This window comes from Edaphobacter paludis (assembly GCF_039993895.1).
Taxonomy (GTDB): Bacteria; Acidobacteriota; Terriglobia; order Terriglobales; family Acidobacteriaceae; genus Edaphobacter; species Edaphobacter paludis.
In genome coordinates this window covers 3,576,325-3,594,161 of the sequence record NZ_CP121194.1, presented here as the reverse complement: position 1 = coordinate 3,594,161, position 17,837 = coordinate 3,576,325, and the positions used below count along the sequence as shown (strand labels likewise).

Sequence of the window (17,837 nt, the reverse complement as noted above, 5' to 3'; positions counted from 1 at the left end):
TTCAGGGAGTGGCAAGTGCAGCTTCGATGCTGGCGTTGACTTCAGCCTGGGCGAACTCGGCCGTAACGCGGATGCCGTTCATGATTGCTTTCTCGTTTGAGGAACCGTGGCCTACGATGCAAACTCCGCGAACCCCCAGCAGCGGTGCGCCGCCGTATTCGGAGTAATCGAGGCGCTTCTTGAATTCGCCGAACGCCTTGCGCGAGAGCAGCGCGCCTACCTGCGAGGTGACGGTGGATTTGAGCGACTCGCGCAGTGTGACGGTGACCAGCTTGACGATGCCTTCGCTGGTCTTCAGCGCCACATTGCCGACGAAGCCGTCGCACACAGTCACATCACTATGGCCGTTGTAGAGATCGCGGCCCTCGACGTTGCCGATGAAGTTGAGACCGACAAGCGAGCGCAACAGGGGAAGAGTGTCACGGGTGAGCGAATTGCCCTTTGAGTCCTCTTCGCCGATAGAGAGGAGTCCAACGCGAGGACTGTGGACCTTGAGGACGTTTCGCGCGTAGATGTGGCCCATGACAGCAAACTGAACGAGATTATCGGGGTCGCAGTCGACGTTGGCTCCTACGTCAAGCAGAAGCGAGGGAGTGCCCAGCGACGTCGGAAGAACGGTAACGAGCGCAGGGCGGTGAACGCCAGAGAGCATCCCCAGAACCATTTTTGCCGTAGCCATCGCGGCCCCGGTGTTGCCTGCCGTGAAGAAACCGGCGGCACGGCCTTCGCGAACCATCTTGAGGCCGACACGCATCGAGGAGTCGCGCTTGGCGCGGACAGCCTGCGCTGCCTTGTCGTCCATCGTGATCCACTCGGAGGCGGGCACAATGAAGACAGGAAGATGCTGGCCGCGGAGATGCTGGCGGAGGATGGGACGGATAATGTGTTCGGGACCAGCGAGATGGACGCGGACGTCGTACTGACGTGCAGCGAGGATGGCCCCGCGAATCTCGGATTCGGGGGCCTTGTCAGAACCCATTGCATCTACAACGATGTCGATCGGCATCAGCAGGGGACTTTATTATTCAAAATCTGAATGCTAGCTTGCTTCCTTGACCGCGAGAACCTCACGGCCCTTGTACATGCCGCACTTGCGGCAGACACGGTGAGGCAGCTTGCGCTCGTGGCAGTTGGGGCACTCGGAGAGGCCGGTGGGGGTAAGGAAGTCGTGGCTGCGGCGCTTGGCAGTCCGTTGCTTGGAGTGGCGCCGTTTTGGATTAGGCATTGCAGTGTCCCTTTCAATGGGCCGCGGCAGTCAGGCAAAACGACGCGCTGATGACGAAGCAAAACTTTTCTAGTGCTTGAGCTCGAGCTTGGAGGCCAGATCCGCAAGAGCATTCCACTGTGGGTTGGCCGGAGCTTCACCGCAGGAACAGGTTGCAAGATTCAGGTTCTGGCCACAGCGCGGGCAAAGCCCTTTGCAATCTTCTTTGCAGAGGGTACGGCCGGGCAGGGAGAGTAACACCTGCTCACGTACCACATCTTCAAGCGAAAGACCGCTCTCCTGATAATAACCGATTTCGGTCTCGTCCGGGGTAATGGCATGTTCTCCGGCGATTGCGTCGGCCTCTTCGGGGCGGAAGAGGAGGTCGAAGTCTCCGGCGAGAGTCGTGGCGACGGGCTCGACGCAGCGGGCGCAGAGAATTTCAAAGTCCCCGTGGTAGCTGGCGCGGAGGCGGATGTCGTTGACATGCGAGCCTTGATCGCGGTGCTCGATGAGCAGATCTGCGCTGCCCTTGACGGGAAGCGGGCCTACCTGGCGAAGCTCGGAGGTGTAGTCGAGGGCGCCGGGTTGGATGGTTTCGTCTATCTCAAGAGGTTCGTCGACTAGTTGGAGCGGAGTAATGAGCACGTCTTTAAGGGTATGCAGGTTGAGGGTGAAGGTCAAACGGGGCTTGCGGGGCGGCGCCGTTTGACCTTTGGTTACTGCTTCTCGTAGACGGAGGTAGTGTCGAACTCTCCCTGATCAACGGAGATGTGCATGGTGCGGGTGAGGGTTTTGCCGTCAGCGGAGAGATTGAAGGCTGATTTCAGGGTTCCCGGGCTGTTTTGATACATGATCCTCTGGGTGAGGATGAGGGCAGCGTCCTGCCATTCGCCTTTGGTGCTGAGGTACTGGAGAGTTGCGGTGTCGGCGAAGACGCCCTTGGGCGTTGGGGTTTCGGTGCCGTCGGTGGCGAAAGGAAGAGCGTAGACCTCCTTGCCGCGTTCGTTGTCCGACGTTGTGGCCATGGTGCAGGTCGAGCCGGTTTTGGAGAAGACGATGGTCTCGTCTTCGGGAGCTGGGACAGGATCGTAGCTGCTCTTTCCGAGGTTCAGCGTCCAGGTTCCGGTTAGGTCAGGTTTGGCGGATGGAGCTGCGGCTGGCGTTGGCGTTGCAGCGGGAGTTGTCACTGGAGCGGGTGTGGGTGATGAGGTCTGCGCGGAGACGAGGGTTCCGGACAGGGCGAGGACGGCGGCGAGGCAGAGGATCTTTGTCATCGGTATTTTCCTGGTGATCTGGTGGTATGCTCACTTTTCGCACGAATCCTGATGGGACCGGATTGCCCATAATACGCCGGGGGTTGAGCGCCGGGGAGAATATTTTGGTGGCTGGCGGGACTTGACTGATGGCGGATTGGCTTCATTCCTTTCTCCCTTTGCTGGGTACCCCCCACCGGGGTACCTTTTTATAAAGTATCTGGAATCAATACTTTGAATTGGGTGCTTTTCGCAAAGTATTCATTGCAGGAAGTTTGCTGGTAAAGTCTTGTTTCTAAACGATTTAGCCCCAGCGCTTGGCCGGGACTTGTTTGGCCTTTTTCTTAGTGTTTCCATTCTAGCTGGTTGAGTGAAACTCTTTTGCAATGTATATCTTGTTTGTCTTGTGCGGCTTAGGTGGCTTTGGGGCTTGACAAGGGATTTACTGGGTTTTTTCGCGTGAAGCTTGGATGTTCTCTGTAATCAGGTATTTATGTAAATGGACGGCATGAGCAGCTTTGATCGAAGAGATTGCTGAGGGGGTTCAGGGGGTGTGGAAGAGGTGGATGCCGGCGACTCCGGCGGCTCCGGCTTCGAGGCAGGCGGGGGCATTTTCGAGGGTGACGCCTCCGAGAGCGTAGATGGGGGTGGGAGCTGCGGCGAAGCAGGCTGCGCGGAGGGCTTCGAGGCCCTGGCCCGGGTTGATGAGTTCGCCAGCGACGGATTTGTGGAAGATTGGGCTGAAGAGGATGAGGTCTGCGTTATTGCGGGCCGCTGCTACTTCGGCGAGCGTGTGGCAGGAGATGGAGATGATGGGCGGTGGGAGGGTGGCGTCGGCATAGAGTTTGCGAACCTGGGCGGGGGTGAGCTGGCCTGGGGCGGCGGTGAGGTGGACCCCGTGGGCGGCGGAGGCGATGGCGACATCGAGGCGGGAGTTGATGAGAAGTCTGGTTGGTGTGTTGTGAAGGATTTCGAGGATGCTGCGAGTGAGGCTGGCCAGGGCGGCTGCGGGGAGGTCTTTTTCGCGGAGCTGAATGTAGTCGATGCTTTCGGTGGCCCAGAGAGCGGTTTGGCGGAGGAGGGCGCTGAGCTGCGTGGACTGTTGTGGATCCCACCGTTCGCGGTAAGACTGCGGAGGATGGGGCAGCGACGATTCTTGGGGGAAGAGAGTTCGGTTGGTGATGGCGTAGCGGCGCACGGTGTAAGTGTAGGTGATTTGGATTTTGGGTGTGGCGTGGAGAGATGGGTGGCGTAGGATGATGGTGTTGCTGTGATAGGTTAGGAAATGGCGCGTTTTTTGAAAAAAATCGGCCTTGTACAGTGCGATTACAGGCCCTAACCGGACGATGGATTACGCCGCAGCATGGATTTTAATCATCGCTGAGTAAGCTGGGGTAAGGAAATTGTCGATGAGTCATTGCATATGAGTGGTGTTTACGATTTGATCGTGATCGGGTCTGGCCCGGCCGGGCAGCGAGCGGCTATTTATGCGGCCAAACTGGGCAAGAAAGTCGCGCTGGTTGAGATGCGCGAAGTTGTGGGCGGGGCCTGCATCAACACGGGAACTATCCCGTCGAAGACGATGCGCGAGGCGGTGCTGCATCTGTCCGGCTACAACTACAAGTCCATTTATGGAATGAACTATCGGGTGAAGGAACGCATTACGATGGCGGACCTCGCCTTCCGGGTGCAGCACGTCATCAAGACCGAAGTAGATGTGACCGAGGCCCAGCTCTCCAGAAACAACATCGAGATGTTGGTGGGAGTGGCAAGCTTTGTGGATGCGACGCATGTGAAGGTGACCAACTCACGTGGGGCAACCGTCTACGAAACGAAGAATGTTTTGATTGCCACGGGGACCAAGCCGGCCGCGTCGCCCAAGGTCCCGATCAATGGGCACAGCATTATTAACAGCGATCTTGTGCTGGAGATGGTGAATCTGCCGAAGACGCTGATTGTGGTGGGCGGCGGCGTGATTGGGGTGGAGTACACCTGCATGTTTTCAGCGCTCGGAGTGCGTGTGACGCTGATCGAGCGGAGGCCGCGGCTGCTGGAGTTTGCAGACCAGGAGATCGTCGAGGCGCTGAGCTACCATCTGCGCGATTCGCGTGTGACGATGCGGCTGAACGAAGAGGTGGAGTCGGTCGAAGAGATGCCGGATGGCACGGTCGTTGCCAATCTGGAGAGCAAGAAGAAGGTCCAGGGAGACGCGCTGCTGTATGCCGTGGGACGGCAGGGGAATGTGGATGACCTGAACCTGGCGGCGGTTGGAGTGGAGTCGGACGCGCGCGGGCGCATTCCGGTGGATAAGGATTTTCGGACAAAGGTGCCGACGATCTTTGCCGGGGGCGACGTGATCGGGTTTCCGTCGTTGGCCTCGGTTTCGATGGAGCAGGGCCGGATTGCGGCGGCGCGAGCGTTTGGAGACGACCAGGTGTTGTCGAATCCGGGACTTTATCCCTACGGGATTTATACGATTCCTGAGATCAGCTTTATCGGCAAGACCGAGGAGCAGTTGACCGAAGAGGACGTTCCCTACGAGGTTGGCGTGGCCTACTACCGCGAGATTGCGCGTGGTCAGATTCGCGGTGATACGACGGGGCGATTGAAGCTCATCTTTCATCGAATGACCCATGCAATTCTTGGCGTTCACATCATTGGCGAAGGTGCGAGCGAACTGCTCCACATTGGCCAGGCCGTGATGGCGCTGGGCGGAAAGCTGGATTATTTTGTGGATACGGTCTTCAACTATCCAACGCTCGCGGAATGTTATAAAGTGGCAGCTTTCAATGGTTTAAATCGCGTAAGCAAGTTCGAGTAGGCGCGCGCCCCCAGATGGGTCCAGACGAGGCGGAAAGAAGCATGGCAAAGATTGTTGGTGTAGCGGTTTCGGAGCGGATGTCGGCCGGGCTCGTGGTGGACCATAAGCTGGTCGAAGAGTTGCGGCTGTTTCCTGAGCACCCAGACGACAAGTATGCCTTGGTGGAGATGCCAACGGAGAGTTTGGTAAAGACGATCTGTCAGCTGGTGATGCTTGCGGTGGATGGGACGAAGGGCGTTTCGGCGGTAGGGGTTTCACTTCCAGGATTTATCAAGAATGGCGTGGTGGAGGAGTCGCCGAACCTGCCGCAGTTGAAGGGTGCGCGGATCGAGGCGATGTTGGAGGCAGAGCTGCGGAGCCATGATCTGGATATTCCAGTGACCGCGGTGAACGACGGGGATGGCATGGCTGCAGGGTTGGCGGCGGCGCATGGCAAGCTGGACAGCACGATCCGAGTGTGGACGCTGGGAGTAGGGATTGGGTATGGGCGCTATCCGTTTATGCCGGGTGTGTGGGAGGGCGGGCATACGGTGGTGACTCTGGACGAGAAGGAGAGCTTCTGCGGCTGCGGCGGCCGGGGCCATCTGGAAGGCATCATGGGACACCGGGCGATGCGGCTGCGGTTTCTGGATATGGAGCCGGAAGAGGTGTTTGAAGCGGCCAAGGCAGGCGATGCAAGATGCCTGGAGTTCAAACGGATGTGGCATAAGGCGCTGGCTGCGGCCACGTCGACGTCGATCCACATGTCCGGGCCGGGCCGAGTCTTTCTAACGGGATTCAATGTACGATTTCTGGATATGCCGATGCTGCGGGATTACATGCATCAGATGGTGAAGATGAGTCCGCTACAGGGTTACGTGCTGGAAATCGTGGAGGACAACCCGGTGGTGCGGGTGATTGGTGCGGCTATCTCGGCGGAGCAGGCTGTAGGGCGGTAGGCGTAAAGGAGCCTGGGCCTGACGGCTGCTGCGACACGAATACCACAACGCCATTGATCAAACTGTTAGCAGTCGCAACTGCAGATCTTCAGCGCTGACATACAGGGCAGAAGTGGGTGCTGCGTCCCGCTATGGTGATGCGCTGTATCGGCGTCCCGCAGACGGTGCAGGGTTGGCCGGTGCGCATGTAGACGCGATGTTCCAATTGGAAAAAACCAGCTATGCCGTCGGCGTCTACGTAATCGGAGACGGAGGAGCCGCCTAGTTTGATTGCGTGTTTAAGGACTTCGATTAACGCCGTGCGGAGGCGGGTGAGTTCGGCGCGGGTGAGGCGTCCGGCCTGGCGGCGCGGACGGACGCCGGCGCGGAAGAGGCTTTCATCGGCGTAGATGTTGCCTACTCCGTGGAGGAGTGACTGGTTGAGCAGTGCGGCCTTGATGGGGGTTTTGCGGTGGTGAAAGAGGGCGATGAAGTCTTCGGGCGGGATGGTGAGGGGTTCGAGGCCCGGGCCTTCGTAGGTGGTGTCGGCGATGGAGAGGCGGCCGAAGCGGCGGGGGTCGACGAAACGCAGTTCGCGCCCGCTACTGAGGGAGATAATCGCGTGTGTGTGCGGGGGGACGGGGGTCTCGGGAGTCGAGACAAGCAGGCGGCCGGTCATGCCGAGATGGACGAGGAACTGGGCGGCCTTGCGGTTGCGGGTGACGTCTGTGCTGAGGTCCTTGCTCAGGTCGACGACGATGGTTTTGCCTACGCGGTGTACGCGGTCGATGCGGCTGTTGGTGAGGGTGTCGGCGATCTGGTCGGGCGAGGACTTGAAGGTCTGCGGCTTGTTGCTGGTCCAGACGGAGCGGATGGTCTGGCCGTGGGTGCGGTCGTGGACTCCGTTGGCTATGGTCTCTACTTCGGGGAGCTCTGGCATGACCTTTGCAGTATAGGTGGATTTCCAGGCTTGGCGTGATGGCAGAAGAAAGAACGGCCAACGGTCACGAATTAGCTATAGCGCGCTTCCCCCGCCACGTCAGACGAAGGACGCGAAAAGCCTGCAAGGCTGGCACGGGCTTGGGGGATTTTGACGAATCCAATCTTTGCTACAATTGGGTAACGGAGATTACTTAATAATTTCCTTTTTCGTTTTGCTTGAGGCGTACGCTTGGGCATAAATCCTGAAATTGGTTTCATCCAATGGAAGAGGGCAGGCGAAGAATACAATTTTGGTCCAACCAGTTTTTTAAGACGTAACTGGTTGAAAGTACTACAGGCGCGTAGCTCAGTTGGTTAGAGCGCTACCTTGACACGGTAGAGGTCAGCGGTTCGAATCCGCTCGTGCCTACCATATTCTTCAATCAGATACGAATATCTGATCATCTCATAAGATATTTTTCCATTCCACTTTTCGTTCCGCTATTGGACCTTCTCGTTGCAGCGCAACGTTTCGAGAAGCCGTCCTTCAGTTGCCAACGGCCCGGAAGCGAAAGCGTCACTCCATCGTGCCAGACTCGGCGGAACGATTTAGGTCCCCTGAAAGTTAATCTTTCTTCAAGTTGGCAACTAAATCTGGAGATCCAGCATCATGGCCTAGCATGGTGCTGGCACGTACGCGAGGACGAAGCGCGGGTCACGTAACGCTGGTTCTGTCCATCTAAGGCTCCTTCCCTTCGCGTAAAGAGATCAGTTTCTGACGAGGTGCCAAGCGCACCCCGGAGGTTGCAGCTTTTTCAGCGCGTTGCTCAGCGATGTGATCGGCTCGCTTTAGGTCGGGAACAGAGATTCCAAGATCAAATCCTGCCCCCGGCAGTATTCCCAGGAGGCTTTGGTATGAATTTCCTAACGATAACTACTCGCCCGGCGGTATCCGACACGCCAATCTTAGATTCCAGAACTCTGAGAACCCAGTGCAACGCATTCGTTGCTGATTTTCGCAACCGCTTCGCAATCTATCTCGGCATCGTACTAATGCTGGGAGCCCCAACGTTAAGCTTCGGGCAGGCCACGAGTGGTGACCTTACGGGTGCCGTGAAGGATCCCAGCGGCTTTGTCATCGTGAAGGCCAATGTTGTCATCACCAATGAGGAGACCGGCGTCGCACAGACTGTTGAGACTGGGGCCAGCGGTGATTACCACGTCTCCAATCTCCTTCCGGGCAAGTACGACATTGCCGTCACCGCGACCGGCTTCAAGCCCTACACCCTTCGCGGAGTCGGCGTCGAACTTAACAAGACTTCCACGAGTGATATCACTCTCGCGGTTGGCGCTGGCACCACCGTAGTGGAGGTTTCTGCGGAAGCAGGAGCGGTTCTTGATACCACCAGTACTAACCTCACCACTACATTCTCCAACACTGAGACGTCGTTGCTTCCCACTGCCTCTATCGGAGGTGCCACAGGGACTGGTGTGCAGAGCGGTGTCCTGAACCTGTCGCTGCTTAGCCCCGGCGTTGCCTCAACTGGAGGTCTCGGACTCGGCGTCGGTCCCTCTATCGGCGGGAATCGCCCTCGCAACAATAACTTCGAGATTGAAGGCATTGACAACAATAACAAGGCAGTTACCGGTCCGCTTGTCTATATCGGCAACGACGCTGTCGGCAACACGACCATCATTACCAACCAGTTCTCGCCAGACTTCGGCCACTCTTCAGGTGGCCAGTTCAACACCACTGTCGTCTCCGGAACCAACAAGGTCCACGGCAGGGTCTACGAGTATTTCCAGAACCGCAACCTGAATGCAGCCAGCGGAATCGCAGGCGGTAAAGTCCCGAATCCGAAGTATGACAATAATCGATATGGCGGGCAGATCGGTGGGCCAGTACGAAAGGACAAGTTATTCTTCTTTGCGAACTTCGAGCGAAACACTCTTGGTCAGAACGTGAGCGCCTACATCTGCGTCCCGACCGCCGCTGGTATCGCAACGCTCAACAACTTGGCGCCCAGCTACGGTTTCAGCCTGAACAACCTCCAGCAATTCACCAAGTACACGCCCATAGCCAACTTCGCTGGCGGCGCACAGGTGACTTCTGTCAACGACAATGCATGCGGTACCGAGACGTCGGGACCGCAGTACATCACCGTGACGGACGGCGGCGCGGCATCGACACAGGTCCCACTCGGCAACTATCTGATCAACGCCGGCGCTCCTCTTCTCTTTGACTCACTGACGACCAGTGTCGACTACACCATTTCCAGCACCGACTCCCTGCGGCTTCGCTATATCCACGATTGGGAATCGCAAACGGACAGCGGAGCTACGTCGGGCGAGACTCTCCTGCCAGCCTTTTTCACCCAGGAACCCTTCAAGTGGCACCTCTTTGCTCTCTCCGAGTACCACCTTTTTACGCCAAACCTGGCCAACGAATTCCGCGTCGGATTCAATCGCTATGCGAATACTCTCACGGCGGGAAACTTCAGCTATCCCGGTCTGGACATGTTCCCCTATCTCCAGTACGGAGATATGGGCCAGCTCACGCTCGGGACAGACGGCAATGCACCCCAGTTCACTATCCAGAACCTCTATCAGGTGACCGATAACGTCTCCTACGTCAAGGGCAAGCACACCTTCAAGATCGGTTTCGATGGCCGCAAGTACATCTCGCCGCAGGGCTTCACGCAGCGTGCTCGCGGCGATTACGAATACAACACGCTCGATGTATTCCTTCACGATCTCTCCCCCGATTCTTTCGGCGAGCGATCGAGCGGAAGCCATACCTACTACGGTGATCAGACCGCACTATACGGCTACGGGAATGACACCTGGCGCGTCACCCCGACGGTTACCATCAACGCTGGCCTTCGTTATGAATTCACCTCCGTTCCCACCGGCGAGCGGGCACAGGCACTCAACATCTTAGCGTCGGTTCCGGGTCTTGTAAGTTTTCACGCACCGCAACCGACCTATACCGCCCTCGCGCCCCGCTTCGGCATCAATTGGGCTCCCGATGAAAAGACCTCTGTACGGGCTGGCTTCGGCATCGCCTACGACGTGCTGTTCGACAACCTTGGTACCCTCACGTTCCCCCCGCAGTACGCCGTTACTGAGGATGTTGGCACCGCGGCTTTTCCGGCGGGCCCTGACTTCCTGAAGAACGGAGGTCTGCCTCCGGGGAAGGGCAGCGGCACCACAGAGTTTTGTCTGGCGGGAACCGGACCAGGAACCGGCGTGCCGTGCAGTCCCGATATCGCCACGCAGCGTCAACAGACGTCCGCCTTTCTTCCCGACCAGATTCTGCCTTATGCGGAGACCTACACTCTTACCATTCAGCGCACCCTAGGGACCTCTTATACAGCTGAGATCGGTTATATCGGGACACGCGGCATCCACTTGCCGACACAGGACCAGATCAACATACAGCCGAGAGTAACGCCTGACAACCAGCTTTTCACGATTGCGGGTTCGACGGTCCTCGAGTCCGCTGGCAGCGCCGCCACCACTCTCGCTGCGATTCAGAAGCTATCGAACATCGTACCGGCCTGGCATTTCCCCTCCGACGGGCTGGGCGGATTCACCAGCAAGATCACCTCGTACCAGCCCTACTCGCAGTCCAATTACAACGCTCTGGTCGCCAATATTACCCGCCGCTTCGAGAAGGGTCTGCAGATGAATCTTTCCTACACCTGGTCGAAGACGATGGATGATGCCACGGCCGAGGTCTTCTCAACGGTGCTCACCCCGCGTCGCCAGCAGAACTCGCAATGCATCTCCTGCGACTACAGCCGTTCGGCACTCGATCGTACCCATCGTCTCTCGCTTGAGGTTCTCTACGATGTGCCGATATACAAGCACTCCAACAGCTTCCTCCTCAAGAATCTCGTCGGCAACTGGGTCATCGCGCCCATCTACACCTACGAGTCGCCTGAGTATGCAACCGTACTCTCTGGAGTCAACTCGAACCTGAACGGTGATACGGGGGCCGCAATCGATCGCGCCATCGTCAATCCAAACGGGGTGAAAGGGACCGGTAGTGGCGTCACTGCAGTAACGAACGCAGCCGGCGACACGATTGGCTACACTGCCATTAATCCGAATGCTTATTACATCCAGGCGGGCCTTGGCACATCGCCGACTGCCGAACGTAATACGCTGCCGATTCGCCCCATCGACAACCTCGATGTCGCCCTGTACAAACGCCTCACGGTGCGCGAACACTATTCACTGGAAGTGGGAATTCAGGGCTTCAACGTCCTCAATCATCCGCAGTACCAACCCGGTACCGTCGATAACGTAAACAACCCCAGCTATACCTCCAGCTTCAACTTCCAGACCGTGACTAACGCCTTCTTCAATCGCCCGGAGAAGGAGTTCCTCAATAACGCCCGGACCATGCAACTCTCCGGCAAGATTATTTTCTAGACCGGGTAGCACACTGCAGCAAAAAAGAGAGATCGCTTTGGTGGTCTCTCTTTTTTATATTCGCCAGCAAACGGTGCTATTGAGCGATGCTTTTCGCTGCCCGTGCGTTCCTGATAAACCCGGCGAGTTTGTCACGGTCCTTTCGGCCAGGCGCCTTTTCTACGCCGCTCGCCACATCCACACCCCACGGATTCAGCTCGAGAATAGCCTCTGCCACATTTTGTGAATGCAGACCGCCAGCCACGATCATCTTTAAACGTCGGTCGCCATTGGATAGAACGTCTCTCGCCGCCGCCCAGTCAAAGGAAACGCCGGTCCCGCCCGTGGCCTGACCTACCTTCGAATCAATCAGTATCCGCTCGATAGCGTGAGAAGCTTCTATCGCTTTGAGGCGTTGCCGTACCGCCTTCGCGCTCTCCTCACCCTCATCCACGGCCCAATGAACGGTCTGGATAATGCCGATTTTGCCCTCAAACATCTCGTTCAGCCGCCTTGCCAGAACAGGCTCTTCGCCGCCATGAAGCTGCACCGCGCTCAATCCTGCCTCACGCACGGCTGCGGCAATCTCTTCCGCGTAACGCGAGTCGAAGACGCCGATCCGCTCCACGCTCTCGGACAGATGCGGTGTGATCTGCGCTACCTCTTTTGCGGTGACACGGCGCCTGCTGGGTGCAAAGACAAACCCGACAGCATCGGCTCCAAGTTCGGTGGCCATCTGTGCATCGTCGAGGTTCGTGTTGGCGCAGATCTTGATCCACATAGCTAAATCCCCACTGAGTACTCTGAATTGAGCAGCATTGCTAATGCTGCTGCAGGGTCGGGTTGTCTCATCAATGCTTCACCAACTAGAAAAGCCTCATAACCGGCAGCGCGGTACTTCGCAATGTCGGCTGCCGTGCCGATACCGCTCTCCGCCACCATCATCGCATTGGTGGTCTTCCATTGAGCCAGTTCGGTCACCAGTTCAGGGTGGACCGTAAAGGTCCGCAGATCGCGGCTGTTCACTCCAATGAGATTGAAGCCCAATTGCTCGGCGCGGTTCAGCTCTTCGCGGTCATGTACCTCGCACAAGATGTCGAGGCCCATTCTACGTGCCTCGTCGCGGAGATCGCTCAATGTCTCGTCCGTATGCGCCGCTACGATCAACAGGATCGCGTCCGCACCCGATGCTCGTGCTTCAAGCATCTGGAAGCGATCAACCATAAAGTCTTTGCGCAGGCAGGGAATCCGCACTGCTGCCGACGCTGCTTCCAGATGTTCGAGCGATCCCTGAAAGAAACTCTCATCGGTCAGCACGGAGAGCGCTGCGGCGCCGGCTGCCTCGAACATCCGCGCCAGGGTTGCCGGATGGAAGTCTGCCCGAATCAAACCCTTCGACGGAGAGGCCTTTTTGATCTCCGAGATAATCGCAGGTCCGCTCGCGGCTGCTGTACGCAACGCGGCGACAAAACCGCGAGGCGTGTGTGCGGCAGCCTTCTGCTCCAGCGTCGTGTAATCCGCCGTGGCTTTGCGTGTGTTCACCTGAAGCGCTGTATTAGCGAGAATCTCGTCAAGCTTTGTTGGCATACTTTCATTTTACTTGCACGGGAAACGCGTCTGCCGACGAGCGACTCCAAATCCCGAAACTTACATCTCCGCCCAGCGCCGCAGCAGGTTGTGATAAACCCCGGTCAGTTGCACTCCTGAAGCATGGCCCGGAACATCCTTCGCCAGCCGCTGGATCGCTGTGTCCAGGTCGAACAGCATTGACCGGTCGCTATCGCTGCGAATCATGCTCTGAATCCAGAAGAAGCTCGACACCCGCGCTCCGCGCGTCACCGGCTCTACCCGGTGCAGGCTCGTCGCAGGATATAGCACCATATGCCCCGCAGCCAGCTTCACCGAGTGCATCCCGTAGACGTCTTCGACGATCAACTCGCCGCCGTCATAGTCTTCCGGGTTGGTCAAAAACAGCGTGGCTGAAATATCCGTCCGTATCCTCTGCCCGGTCGAAACCAGTTGCCGGATCGCCGTATCCACATGGGTTCCAAAGTGGCCACCGCCCGTATAGCGGTTGAACATCGGCGGAAACACCCGCAGTGGAAGCGCCGCCGACATAAACAGCGGAGACCGAGCCAACCCGCCGAGCACCATCTCGCCCAGTTCCACCGCTACCGGATGTCCCTCCGGCAGTTGATGATTCTCCTTCACCTTCTGCGCCTGATATCCGGCCGTCACCTTACCGTCTACCCAATCGGCGGCATTGAGCTTTGCTCGCGCCTGCTGCACCTGCACGGCGGTCAACACATCGGGAATTGTAATCAGCATTTGTGTCTTTCTCCGTTACATAAAGTCTAAAACTTGAAGTTCACTCCAATCAGCGCACTCAGTCCAGCACCGGGAATCAGGTGGCTGGGATGCGGTTGATCGATGTAGAAACGGTTCAGCAGGTTATAGACGTTCGCCTGCAACTCCAGCCTGTCGGTTACGGGTCGCCGCATCATCGCGTTGAAGACCCAGTATCCCGGCACCTGCCGCATCGCTACGCTGGTGACGACATATCCCGGTCCATTGGGATTCGCCGCATAGCCAGTCGCCACATAAGGCACAGTCGAACTGGCCGTCCGGCTGGCCACGTAGTTGCCGCCCAGCCCGCCACTCAACCGTAGTGGAAACTTGTGGGTGATGAACGCATTGAAGGTCTGCTTCGGCACATTGGCCAGCGGATATCCAACCGAAGATGGATACAGCTTCGAAAGGATGACAGCGCTATCGAGATACGCATAGCCCAGCACAACGTCGGTGCCTTGCGGCAGCCTGCCCACCATGCTGAACTGCACCCCCTTCACCAACTGGTTGCCGGAGTTCACGACGTTGTTCGAGTTCGTCGGATCGGTCTCCCTCGCATTGTCCTTTTCTGTACGGAACCAGGCGCCATCCAGCAACAGATGCTCATTCATCAAGCTGTACTTCGCACCTGCTTCATAAGTCTCGTTCTTCTCCGGACCCAACGAGCTGCTCGCCGTCGGTATGCTCAAACTCAGCGACTCAGCAGCCGGATTGAAGCTCGTCCCATAGTCGAAGTAGACACTGCCATGTTTGGTCGGCTTGTACACAAACGCCGCGCGATAGCTCGGCTGCTTATCCAGCCTGCTGATCGGCCCAATGGGCGCGCTCACCGTGCCGCCGGCTGGTGGAGCGCCCGGCTGGTACGAGTTGAACACCGTATCGAAGTAGTCCCAGCGAACTCCGCCGCTTAGCTCAAACAAATTCCCAAGATGCACGGTATCGACAAAATACAATCCTGCGCTCTGCGACTTCGTATGCACTACCGAACTGATATATCCAGTGCCGCCAAACGAGTCTGCAGCATTTGGGTGCAACAGGTTGGTCGAAGGAACAGTATTGACCTTATTAATCGTGTAGCTGGTGCGGATGGGATTCGATACTTCCTGCCCACCTTCCACGCCGCCATCGAAGTCGTTCCGCATCCCCAGAACCTTGAAGCCTGCCGTCAACTCGGTCTGATCCCAAAGATCGCCTTCGACGCTCTTGATCTGCAACTGGTTCCGGTTCACCGCAATCGTTGCCGGATCAGTCGCGGGCGTATAGCCGCACGGCTGTCCCGAGTTGATTGCACTCGTTGGCAGGGAAGCGACCACACCTCCCACGGGCACACTGATCGCAGCATTCGAGCAGATCTGCGGCTCCGTAATCTGTGCCTGCCGCGGATAGTTCGCCCATCGCGCAATGCTGTGCAGGCTCACATTCTCGCCGAAGGCATGGCTCACCTTCGCGGTCAGAATATCGTCGTTCGTCTTCAGATAGTTCTCGTCGGGAAAGCCGTAGTAGTTATGCCGAATCGGCCCCGGAGCTACTTTGCTGAAGAACCACGGCAATCCATAGTCGGGCGTATCGCTCTCTGTGAAGTGGAAGTAGCTGATCGTAAAAGGAGTCGTCGAATTCAGCCCGAACGACACCGAAGGAGCCACGCCAAATCGCCGGTTCTCCGCATGAGGTCGTCCCGCCACGCCACCCTCCGTCGCCACGGCATTCAGCCGAAATGCCGCGCCTCCATGCCCAATCCCCGTTAGCGGTTCATTGATATCCGCCGCGATCCGTCGCGTCGCGTCTGTGCCGAACTGCGTCTCCACATTCACAAACTTCTGCAGCTCCGGAACCTTGCTCTCCTGGTTGATGACGCCGCCCGTAGAGCCTCGTCCAAACTGCACGCCCGCAGGTCCCTCCAGCACTTCCACCTGGTCGAAGTTGAAGCTGTCGCGGTAGTAGCTGCCGAAGTCGCGAATGCCATCCAGAAAGATATCGTTGCGCGCCGTAAAGCCGCGAATGGTCAGATTGTCACCCTGTGCGCCGCTCTCGCCCGCCGCCATGCTGATGCCCGGAACATTGCGCAGCGCATCCCGCAGAGTCGAGTTGCCCTCATCGTGCAGCACAAACTGCGGCACCACCGCCACCGTCTGCGGAGTATCGACCAACGGCTCCGTAAACTTCGACATCGACACCGCATCCGATAACCCCGAAGCCGTCACATCCACCGTGTCCGAGTAGCGCAGCCCAACCACCATCGTCGACGCATCCTGCGCGGTATAACTTAGTCCCGTTCCCTCCAGCAGCAGCCGCAAGGCTTCTTCTTCGGTATGCAGTCCGTTCACACCATGCGTCTGAAATCCCGCCAGCGTTCCGGAGGGCAACGTCACGTTCACCTTCAGTCCGGTCACCTGCTCATAATCTTTGATCGCCTCATCCAAAGGCCCCGCGCCGATGTGAAACCGCTTTACCGGAAGATTCGCCGCCGGGGCCGCCGCCCCCGCTCCGGGATCGTTGGTCACCGCTGCGATCGCGCCGCGGCTCGAACCCATCACCGCATAAGCCGCCAGCGTTCCCATTGCCAGCCATCCCCGCCGGCCCCCCACCATCGCTGTCCAGCCAGTCTTTTTCTTATCCTTACTGACCATCTTCAACGTCGTCCGCTTCACGTGCTCTCCCCCTGAAATCAAACCCTTAGGCCTTGGCAAAAGACCGCACTCGTAAAACCGGAAACAGCGTGCGTTCCCTGCGATTTACATCCATGCAGCCAGTCACTTGGCGCGAAAATTGCATGCCTCGTCGTTGACCGCTAATCCTCAAAGCCCTCGTCAATGGCCGAAGCCACCGCAGGTACCTCAAAGCCCGAAACCTTATTACTTCTATTGAAGGGAGTTGAACCGAAACCGAAGCGGGACGCCGCAGTTGCCCGGGCCGTGAACCGACCCTATAATTCAGACAACCTGCAACCATCCAACGGCTCGCAGCTTCCAGGTTCTCGCGGTCTCCGCCAAGAGATTATCCGCGGGAATCTGGACCCTTACATCCAATCCCTACGACTACATGACAAAAACACTGGTGTTAACTTGATGATTTTTAATATACGACAATAACAGTCCTATTTCAATAAAAGATTCCGAGCCATCCAAATTATTGGAACCTGAATTTATTCTTGCTTCCATGCAAAGGTTTTGTTTCTTCGCTTAGCGGCGAATGCGGCCTATTACACCCAGTCCGCGACGGTGACGAACTTCATCCCGGCAGGCTTGTAATTTTGAAGCAGTAGCCTCGTGGCTTCGACCGACGGCAGGCGAGGCTGACCGATGCCGAGGTGGCCCCCATCATGCAGCAGAACATTCGAGGCACGCTTCCGGCTCCGATTCAGCTCGATGCCGCGAACCACATTCCCCAGGATCTTTTCGGCAGGTACGGGGTTCCAGTCGAACGCCGTGATGTTCCACTGGACGGCGGTCAGGCCAAGTTCACCGGCGGTACGTAGTACGACTGGGCGGCGGGCCCCGTGTGGAGCGCGGAAAAAACGGACTGGAGCGCCCAGCGCATCTTCGAGCACAGCATTGCACCCGGCAAGCTCCTGGCGAATGCGGGCGGCGGACTGCCACGAGAGCCAAGGGTGAGTCATGGTGTGATTGCCTACCACATGGCCAGCCGCGGCGATCGATCGCACCAGCGCAGGTCGCTGGCGGACAAAGCCTCCGATGAGAAAAAAGGTGGCATGAACCTGATGCTGGGCAAGAACCTCGAGCAGCCGCTCGGTAGCTTCGTCATTAGGGCCATCGTCGTAGGTGAGAGCGACCTCATCAGGATCGGAGCCCGCAACCAGCACACGCCCAAAGAGTTGCGACTGCGGCCAGAGTGCGGCATAGGCCGCGCCTCCCGCAACAGCAGTTGTAGTGAGGGCCGCGACGGTAGCCAGTTGGATCGATGTCATCTTCCGTCGTCTTTCTACCGGACGA

General features: G+C 57.8%; 14 protein-coding genes and 1 tRNA gene. 4 read left to right on the top strand and 11 right to left on the bottom strand.

The genetic code is table 11. The annotated features are described in order from the left end of the window. Position 1 precedes the first annotated feature (1 nt). The 5 genes from plsX to P4G45_RS14920 form a co-directional block, all read right to left on the bottom strand. A complete protein-coding gene (plsX, locus tag P4G45_RS14940) occupies positions 2–1,006 on the bottom strand; it encodes a phosphate acyltransferase PlsX (protein ID WP_348267275.1) in 1,005 nt (334 codons plus the stop codon). Positions 1,007–1,039: 33 nt separating this feature from the next. After that, positions 1,040–1,225: a 50S ribosomal protein L32 gene (gene rpmF, locus P4G45_RS14935; protein WP_348267274.1), complete on the bottom strand. Its 186-nt coding sequence runs from the start codon at positions 1,223–1,225 to the stop codon at positions 1,040–1,042. Positions 1,226–1,294: 69 nt separating this feature from the next. Continuing rightward, positions 1,295–1,888, bottom strand: coding sequence for a DUF177 domain-containing protein (locus tag P4G45_RS14930; RefSeq protein WP_348267273.1), 594 nt, complete (start codon positions 1,886–1,888; stop codon positions 1,295–1,297). A gap of 35 nt (positions 1,889–1,923) precedes the next feature. Next, positions 1,924–2,481 carry a hypothetical protein gene (locus P4G45_RS14925; RefSeq protein ID WP_348267272.1) on the bottom strand — a complete coding sequence of 186 codons (558 nt, stop codon included), beginning with the start codon at positions 2,479–2,481 and terminating at the stop codon, positions 1,924–1,926. A 523-nt stretch (positions 2,482–3,004) separates the two neighbouring features. Continuing rightward, entirely contained in the window at positions 3,005–3,658 is a 654-nt protein-coding gene (locus P4G45_RS14920; RefSeq protein WP_348267271.1) for a thiamine phosphate synthase, read from the bottom strand. Between the two features lie 225 nt (positions 3,659–3,883). Here P4G45_RS14920 and sthA point away from each other — a divergent pair, with 225 nt between their 5' ends. Further along, a complete protein-coding gene (sthA, locus tag P4G45_RS14915) occupies positions 3,884–5,281 on the top strand; it encodes a Si-specific NAD(P)(+) transhydrogenase (protein ID WP_348267270.1) in 1,398 nt (465 codons plus the stop codon). A gap of 41 nt (positions 5,282–5,322) precedes the next feature. After that, the gene (locus tag P4G45_RS14910; protein WP_348267269.1) at positions 5,323–6,219 is read left to right on the top strand and encodes an ROK family protein; all 897 of its coding nucleotides are present in this window, start codon (positions 5,323–5,325) and stop codon (positions 6,217–6,219) included. Between the two features lie 88 nt (positions 6,220–6,307). Here P4G45_RS14910 and mutM read toward each other — a convergent pair whose 3' ends face one another. Further along, positions 6,308–7,138, bottom strand: coding sequence for a bifunctional DNA-formamidopyrimidine glycosylase/DNA-(apurinic or apyrimidinic site) lyase (mutM, locus tag P4G45_RS14905; RefSeq protein WP_348267268.1), 831 nt, complete (start codon positions 7,136–7,138; stop codon positions 6,308–6,310). 337 nt (positions 7,139–7,475) lie between these two features. Between mutM and P4G45_RS14900 the strand changes: the two genes are divergently transcribed. Then, a tRNA-Val gene (locus P4G45_RS14900) sits at positions 7,476–7,552 on the top strand. Positions 7,553–8,034: 482 nt separating this feature from the next. Beyond that, complete coding sequence (locus tag P4G45_RS14895; RefSeq protein WP_348267267.1) at positions 8,035–11,559, top strand: TonB-dependent receptor domain-containing protein; 3,525 nt, start codon at positions 8,035–8,037, stop codon at positions 11,557–11,559. A gap of 76 nt (positions 11,560–11,635) precedes the next feature. On the opposite strand, the gene P4G45_RS14890 is transcribed toward P4G45_RS14895, so the two are convergent. The 5 genes from P4G45_RS14890 to P4G45_RS14870 form a co-directional block, all read right to left on the bottom strand. Further along, a complete protein-coding gene (locus P4G45_RS14890; protein ID WP_348267266.1) occupies positions 11,636–12,319 on the bottom strand; it encodes a phosphoribosylanthranilate isomerase in 684 nt (227 codons plus the stop codon). A gap of 2 nt (positions 12,320–12,321) precedes the next feature. Next, on the bottom strand, positions 12,322–13,125 hold the full coding sequence (trpC, locus tag P4G45_RS14885) for an indole-3-glycerol phosphate synthase TrpC (RefSeq protein ID WP_348267265.1): 804 nt from the start codon (positions 13,123–13,125) through the stop codon (positions 12,322–12,324). A gap of 60 nt (positions 13,126–13,185) precedes the next feature. Further along, positions 13,186–13,866, bottom strand: a complete 681-nt coding sequence (locus tag P4G45_RS14880) for a Fe2+-dependent dioxygenase (RefSeq protein ID WP_348267264.1) — start codon at positions 13,864–13,866, stop codon at positions 13,186–13,188. Positions 13,867–13,892: 26 nt separating this feature from the next. Then, positions 13,893–16,535, bottom strand: coding sequence for a TonB-dependent siderophore receptor (locus tag P4G45_RS14875; protein ID WP_348267263.1), 2,643 nt, complete (start codon positions 16,533–16,535; stop codon positions 13,893–13,895). Positions 16,536–17,086: 551 nt separating this feature from the next. Beyond that, the gene (locus P4G45_RS14870) at positions 17,087–17,812 is read right to left on the bottom strand and encodes a polysaccharide deacetylase family protein (protein WP_348267262.1); all 726 of its coding nucleotides are present in this window, start codon (positions 17,810–17,812) and stop codon (positions 17,087–17,089) included. Positions 17,813–17,837: the final 25 nt, after the last annotated feature.

Coding starts and splice junctions, on each gene's coding strand:
- plsX (WP_348267275.1), bottom strand. CDS start 1,006: ATGCCGATCGACATCGTTGTAGATGCAATGGGTTCTGACAAGGCCCCC.
- rpmF (WP_348267274.1), bottom strand. CDS start 1,225: ATGCCTAATCCAAAACGGCGCCACTCCAAGCAACGGACTGCCAAGCGC.
- P4G45_RS14925 (WP_348267272.1), bottom strand. CDS start 2,481: ATGACAAAGATCCTCTGCCTCGCCGCCGTCCTCGCCCTGTCCGGAACC.
- sthA (WP_348267270.1), top strand. CDS start 3,884: ATGAGTGGTGTTTACGATTTGATCGTGATCGGGTCTGGCCCGGCCGGG.
- P4G45_RS14910 (WP_348267269.1), top strand. CDS start 5,323: ATGGCAAAGATTGTTGGTGTAGCGGTTTCGGAGCGGATGTCGGCCGGG.
- mutM (WP_348267268.1), bottom strand. CDS start 7,138: ATGCCAGAGCTCCCCGAAGTAGAGACCATAGCCAACGGAGTCCACGAC.
- P4G45_RS14895 (WP_348267267.1), top strand. CDS start 8,035: ATGAATTTCCTAACGATAACTACTCGCCCGGCGGTATCCGACACGCCA.
- P4G45_RS14890 (WP_348267266.1), bottom strand. CDS start 12,319: ATGTGGATCAAGATCTGCGCCAACACGAACCTCGACGATGCACAGATG.
- trpC (WP_348267265.1), bottom strand. CDS start 13,125: ATGCCAACAAAGCTTGACGAGATTCTCGCTAATACAGCGCTTCAGGTG.
- P4G45_RS14880 (WP_348267264.1), bottom strand. CDS start 13,866: ATGCTGATTACAATTCCCGATGTGTTGACCGCCGTGCAGGTGCAGCAG.
- P4G45_RS14870 (WP_348267262.1), bottom strand. CDS start 17,812: ATGACATCGATCCAACTGGCTACCGTCGCGGCCCTCACTACAACTGCT.